Below are 5696 nucleotides of genomic sequence, written 5' to 3' on the forward strand. Positions count from 1 at the left end.
CATCAAGGAGAAAAGTGAGGCCCCACCGGCCAGGTGAAGCAATGAAACAACGCTAGGTTGAATCTCAGCAAAGCCCCAGCTACACAGCAGGTATAGGTATGAAGAAGGTGCAACTACAAAGCAAAAGCAAATATAGACCTTCTTACCCTACATCAGGTATAAAACAAAAAGCCCGGCGACTGGCCGAGCTTCCTATCTTAATATCTTAAATCTAATTACTTCTCCTTCTTCGGAACAATAATAAAAACTTCTTCGCCCGGGCGCTTCATCAGGTATTTCTCGCGGGCAAACTTCTCGAGCAGCTCCGGGTTGCCCATGAGTTCCTCCCGATCCTGCTGCACCTCCGCCATTTTCTCCAGGTAATGTTCCTTGTCTTGCTCCAGTATGCGGAGCTGTTTACTCATCTGATACTGCGTGACAAAGTCGTTTGAATCAAAAAAGAGCATCCAGACTATAAACAACAGGGAAGTAATGAAATAGAAACTTCTGAAAAACTTCGGAATGCGCTTGAGCATAGCTATTATACTTAGGTACTTACACAAAAATAAGGCTGTGAGTCATAAACCCACAGCCTTATGCCTAAATTATTTTCAATACTGCGTTTAGAACTTTCTGCCCGGGAAGTAAGCCACTTCACCCAGCTCCTCTTCAATGCGAAGCAGTTGGTTATACTTGGCCATACGGTCAGAACGGGAAGCAGAACCAGTCTTGATCTGACCTGTGTTCAGTGCTACTGCCAGGTCTGCAATGGTGTTATCTTCTGTTTCGCCTGAGCGGTGAGACATCACGCTCTTATACCCGTGGCGCAGGCCCAGGTTGATCGCGTTGATAGTCTCGGTTAGCGTACCGATCTGGTTTACCTTGATCAGGATTGAGTTCGCTACTCCCTGGTCTATACCTTGCTGCAGACGGTTTACGTTTGTTACGAACAAGTCGTCGCCTACCAGCTGCACTTTGTGGCCAATAGACTCGGTCAACTCTTTCCAGCCTTTCCAGTCATCTTCGTCCATACCGTCTTCGATCGATGCGATCGGGTACTTCTCGGTCCACTCTTTCCAGTAGCTCACCATTTCGGATGAAGTCAGCTTGTCGCCGGTAGATTTCTTGAAGGTATAGAGACCGGTTGACTTGTCGTAGAACTCAGAGCTAGCTGCGTCCATGGCGATCATCATGTCGTCGCCTGGCTTGTAGCCAGCCGCTTCAATTGCCTGGAGCACCACTTCAATTGCCTCTACGTTCGACGCAATGTTCGGGGCAAAGCCGCCCTCGTCACCTACGTTCGTAGAGAGGCCTTTTTTCTTCAGTACGTTCTTCAGGTGGTGGAATACTTCAGAGCCCATACGCAACGCTTCAGAGAAAGAAGGTGCCCCTACCGGCATGATCATGAATTCCTGGAAGTCGATTGCATTGTCTGCGTGGCTGCCACCATTGAGGATGTTCATCATCGGCACAGGCAATGTATTGGCATTCACGCCTCCTACATAGCGGTAGAGCGGCATACCTAGTTCCTGGGCAGCAGCACGGGCAATTGCCAGAGACACACCCAGAATTGCATTGGCACCCAGGTTACCTTTGTTCTCGGTACCATCCAGCTCGATCATGATCTTGTCAAGCAGGTTTTGCTCGAATACCGGGAAGCCAACAAGCTCTTCGGCTATCTTCTCGTTCACGTTTTTCACGGCCTGCAGTACACCTTTGCCCATGTACTTGCCTTTATCATTATCACGCAGTTCCACCGCTTCGTGTATACCTGTGGAAGCACCGGAAGGAACGGCAGCGCGCCCTAAAATACCATTTTCAGTGAACACATCTACTTCTACAGTAGGGTTGCCTCTTGAATCGAAAATCTGTCTTGCCTTGATGTCTGTTATAATGCTCATCAGTCTGTTTTTTTTATATAGTTTTACTTGTTTTGCTCTAGGAGTGCGATAAAATCATCGAACAGATAAGTGGAGTCGTGCGGTCCTGGTGAAGACTCCGGGTGGTATTGTACTGAAAAAGCGGGTTTGCTCTTCATGCGTATACCTTCAATGGTATTGTCATTGAGGTTGATATGGGTTATCTCTACGTTCGGATGGTTCTTCAGTTGTTCGGCATCCACCACAAAGCCATGGTTCTGGGAAGTGATCTCACTCAATCCTGTGATCAGATTCTTCACCGGATGATTGAGCCCTCTGTGGCCATTGTGCATTTTGTAAGTAGCTATACCATTCGCCTGCGCAAGCATCTGATGTCCCATACAAATACCGAACATCGGCTTATTTTTCTCCAGAATCTGCTTCACGCTGTTGATAGCCACTGTGGTAGCAGCCGGGTCTCCGGGGCCGTTTGAAATAAAATAACCATCCGGATTCCACTGTTCCATTTCTTCGAAAGGCGTATGATACGGAAATACTTTCACTTCACAGCCGCGTTGTACCAGGTTATTCAAGCTGTTACGCTTCACGCCCAGATCCAGAACCGCCACTCTGTACTTTACCTCAGCAGGCCGCATGTCATATTGTGCCTGCGTACTCACGTGAGACGATAACTCCAGACCATCCATCGATGGAACTTCATCCAGCTTACGACGCAGCTCTTCTATATCGGTTATCTCAGAGGAAATGATGGCATTCATGGCACCCTTGTCCCGAATATGCCGCACCAGCGCTCGTGTATCGATTTCACATATGCCTACTATACCTGCGTTTTCAAAATAATCCTGTAAAGAGCCCTGCGCAGTATTGCGGGAGAAATGGTGGGAAAACTCCTTACAAACAAGACCATTGATCTGTATCCTGTCCGATTCTACTTCTTCTGCCTGTACGCCATAGTTACCAATATGCGAAAAGGTGGTAACGACGAGCTGACCATAGTAGGAAGGATCCGTGAAAATTTCCTGGTAGCCTGTCATGCCTGTATTAAAGCAGAGCTCACCACCCTTTGTACCTATACGCCCCAGGCTCTTACCTGAAAATACGGTACCGTCTTGTAATAAAAGGATTGCTTCGGAGGATGTATGTTTCTTCATTTCAAAAATTAAATACAAAAATAAAAAAGGGACACGACTTACGTCATGTCCCTTTGAAATATTTCACAAGCAAAGCTTATTCAACATCTTTTGTTGCTTCTTTTGTGCCTTCTGCTTCAGGGGTTGCATCCGTAGCCTCAGTCGATTCAGCTCCTTTTTTCTTGGAAGCAGTACGACGACGGGTCTTCTTAGCACCGGCAGCAGCACCAGTTGTAGTCAGCATATCCTCGTTGTAGTCAACAAGCTCGATCACACACATTTCTGCGTTGTCACCTAGTCTGTAACCTGTCTTCAGGATACGGGTGTAACCACCTGGTCTTGCAGCAATCTTAGCTGATACTTCATCAAAAAGCTCCTTTACAGACTCTTTGTCCTGCAGGTAAGCAAAAACTGTTCTTCTTGAGTGCGTTGTATCGCTCTTTGCTTTCGTCAGCAGAGGCTCCACAAACTTACGTAATGCTTTGGCTTTCGCTACTGTAGTAGAAAGACGCTTGTGCATGATAAGGGATGATGCCATGTTGGACAACATTGCCTTACGGTGTGAAGCAGTTCTTCCTAGGTGATTGAATTTTTTACCGTGTCTCATTATTTTGAATTGTGCACGTGCATACCGTCGATCAACCTTTCAGGGATCGGGAATTATGCCGTAGATTAATTAATCTTCTTCTAATTTATACTTAGAAAGGTCCATACCGAAGGTCAAACCTTTCTCTTGTACTAAGTTTTCCAACTCAGTCAGCGACTTTTTACCAAAGTTACGGAATTTCATCATATCAGAGATATCCAGCTGCACCAGGTCACCGAGGGTTTTGATATCGGCAGCCTTCAGACAGTTGTACGCTCTAACGGATAAGTCCATATCCTGAAGAGAAGTCTTCAGGACTTTGCGCATATGCAGCAGTTCTTCATCTACAGCTTCTTCCTCTTCAGGCTTGGCTGTCTCAAAAGTCATGGTGTTGTCAGAGAAGAGCATGAAGTGCTGGATCAAAATGTTCGCAGCTCCTTTCAGGGCATCTTCCGGATGGATTGAACCGTCTGTCTGAATGTCAAGCACTAGCTTTTCATAGTCAGTCTTCTGCTCCACACGCGTGTTCTCAACACTGAACTTCACATTCTTGATAGGCGTGAAGATGGCATCGATCGGAATAAGACCGAAAACCTGATCCAAGGGCTTATTATCTTCAGCAGGTACGTAACCACGTCCTTTCTGAATGGTAAGCTCCACCTCCAAAGAAATATTCTTATCCAGGTTGCAGATCACAAGCTCCGGGTTTAGCACCTCAAAGCTGGTAGAGAAGTTATTTATGTCACCCGCAGCAAACGTATCCTTCCCAGAAATGGTAACCGTGATTTTATCATCAATTACTTCGCTTATTTTTTTGAAGCGAACCATTTTCAGGTTCAGGATAATATCCGATACATCCTCAACTACGCCTTCAACAGACGAAAACTCATGCAGTACACCAGGTATGCGAACGCTGGTTATTGCGTATCCTTCCAGAGAAGAAAGCAAAATCCTTCGCAGAGCATTACCGATGGTTACTCCGTAACCTTTTTCAAGCGGCTTGAATTCAAATAAACCATGAAAGTCGTCGGCTTTTTCCATCACAACTTTCTCTGGCATCTGAAATGCTAATATTGACATACTTGCAGTGTTAAAGGTTAAAAATTGATTAAGCGGTTTACTTAGAGTAAAGCTCAACGATTAGCTGCTCCTGAATTTTCTCAGGGATCTGGTCGCGCTGAGGCGCAGACACAAATGTACCAACCATGTTCGCTCCGTCCCACTCTAACCAGCTAAACTGACGCGCATTGCGCACAGAAAGGCTAGTAGTAATTGACTCCAGAGATTTGGATTTCTCTCTGACAGCCACCGTTTGACCAACTTTCAAGCTATAAGAAGGAATGTTCACGATTTCACCGTCAACAATTATGTGTTTGTGTAACACAAGCTGGCGAGCAGCTCTTCTTGTAGGAGCAATACCTAATCTGTAAACTGTATTGTCTAATCTAGACTCCAGTAACATCAACAATTGCTCACCTGTGATACCACCTTTTCTGGCTGCTTTTTCGAAGAGATTAGCAAATTGCTTCTCCAGCATGCCATAGATGTATTTCGCTTTCTGCTTCTCAGTCAGCTGTATGGAGTATTCTGATTGCTTCTTACGACGGCCACGACCGTGCATCCCTGGAGGATAAGCTTTCTTTTTAAGTGCTTTGCTTGGGCCAAAAATCTCCTCGTTAAATTTTCTGGAGATTTTGCTTTTAGGACCAGTATATCTTGCCATTTTATTTAATCTAATTAACTAATTAAACTCTTCTGCGTTTAGGAGGACGACACCCGTTGTGAGGAAGTGGCGTAACATCTTTAATAGTTGTTACTTCAATTCCGGTATTTTGCACAGTACGGATGGCGGACTCTCTACCTGCACCAGGGCCTTTTACAAATACTTCAGCTTTGCGCATACCCAGGTCATAAGCAACCTTGGCGCAATCTGAAGCTGCCATTTGTGCAGCGTAAGGAGTGTTCTTTTTAGAACCTTTGAAACCCATTTTACCAGCAGAAGCCCAAGAAATTACTTGTCCTGCGTTATTGGTTACTGAGATAATGATATTATTGAATGAAGCCTTGATGTGTACCTGACCGGTTGATTCAACAACTACGACACGCTTCTTAGCTTTATCT

At 45.5% G+C, this 5696-nt stretch carries 7 protein-coding genes; all 7 read right to left on the reverse strand.

The window, feature by feature from the left end; all coding sequences use genetic code 11:
• Window positions 1–215 precede the first annotated feature (215 nt).
• Window positions 216–515 carry an FtsB family cell division protein gene (locus tag OB13_RS19185; protein ID WP_461491797.1) on the reverse strand — a complete coding sequence of 100 codons (300 nt, stop codon included), beginning with the start codon at window positions 513–515 and terminating at the stop codon, window positions 216–218.
• Between the two features lie 87 nt (window positions 516–602).
• Window positions 603–1880: a phosphopyruvate hydratase gene (eno, locus tag OB13_RS19190; RefSeq protein WP_461491798.1), complete on the reverse strand. Its 1278-nt coding sequence runs from the start codon at window positions 1878–1880 to the stop codon at window positions 603–605.
• A gap of 23 nt (window positions 1881–1903) precedes the next feature.
• Window positions 1904–3010, reverse strand: coding sequence for a glutamine-hydrolyzing carbamoyl-phosphate synthase small subunit (gene carA, locus OB13_RS19195; protein ID WP_461491799.1), 1107 nt, complete (start codon window positions 3008–3010; stop codon window positions 1904–1906).
• A gap of 76 nt (window positions 3011–3086) precedes the next feature.
• Window positions 3087–3596: a 50S ribosomal protein L17 gene (gene rplQ / locus OB13_RS19200; protein ID WP_461491800.1), complete on the reverse strand. Its 510-nt coding sequence runs from the start codon at window positions 3594–3596 to the stop codon at window positions 3087–3089.
• 69 nt (window positions 3597–3665) lie between these two features.
• Window positions 3666–4655, reverse strand: a complete 990-nt coding sequence (locus OB13_RS19205) for a DNA-directed RNA polymerase subunit alpha (RefSeq protein WP_461491803.1) — start codon at window positions 4653–4655, stop codon at window positions 3666–3668.
• 37 nt (window positions 4656–4692) lie between these two features.
• Complete coding sequence (gene rpsD / locus OB13_RS19210; RefSeq protein WP_461491801.1) at window positions 4693–5298, reverse strand: 30S ribosomal protein S4; 606 nt, start codon at window positions 5296–5298, stop codon at window positions 4693–4695.
• Window positions 5299–5320: 22 nt separating this feature from the next.
• On the reverse strand, window positions 5321–5696 hold a 376-nt coding region (rpsK, locus tag OB13_RS19215; RefSeq protein ID WP_461491802.1), incomplete at its 5' end, for a 30S ribosomal protein S11.

This window comes from Pontibacter sp. HJ8, assembly GCF_054824225.1.